Below are 607 nucleotides of genomic sequence, written 5' to 3'. Positions count from 1 at the left end.
CGCTGAGGCGTTGCCCGAGTACATGGTGCCCTCGCTGTTTATGGTGCTGGAGGTGCTGCCTCTATCACCCAACGGCAAGCTGGACCGCAAGGCCCTGCCGGAACCGCAATGGCAGGCCCGTGAATACCGTGCTCCACAAACCGACACCGAACAGCAATTGGCATCGTTGTGGGAAGAGTTGTTGGGGCAATCGCCAGTGGGGCTGGATGACAATTTCTTTGCCCTTGGTGGGCACTCGCTGTTAGCCACACGGGTGGTTGCCACGCTGCGCGATCGCTGGAGTGTGGATGTTCCTCTGCGCGCGTTATTTGAGGCGGACACCTTGCAGGCACTGGCCGCGCTGGTGGACGAACACAACGGCGATGCCAAACAGCAGGAGCAGGATGACCTGTCGGCCATGGCCGATCTGCTCGATGACCTGGAAGATTTATGATCCGGAGTGACCTATGAGCCTGGACAAGGCGGCACTGGCGCAGCGCTTTATGGCGCTGGATGAAACCAAACAGGCGGTTTTTCTACAGAAGCTGGGGGAAAAGGGCATTCCCTTCGAGCGTCTGCCGATTGTCGCCGGTGACCGCCCGAATCGTATCCCGCTGGCGCCAGCACA

Annotated in this window: 1 protein-coding gene; it reads left to right on the top strand. The window is 60.0% G+C overall.

Annotated features, from left to right (window positions below):
• The coding region (locus A3730_RS11775; RefSeq protein WP_156501168.1) for a phosphopantetheine-binding protein at positions 1-433 on the top strand (433 nt) is incomplete at its 5' end.
• Positions 434-607 lie beyond the last annotated feature (174 nt).

Source organism: Alcanivorax sp. HI0044, from assembly GCF_001634945.1.
The sequence above is the reverse complement of the archived record's forward strand: the minus strand, read 5'-3'. Positions and strand labels throughout refer to the sequence as shown.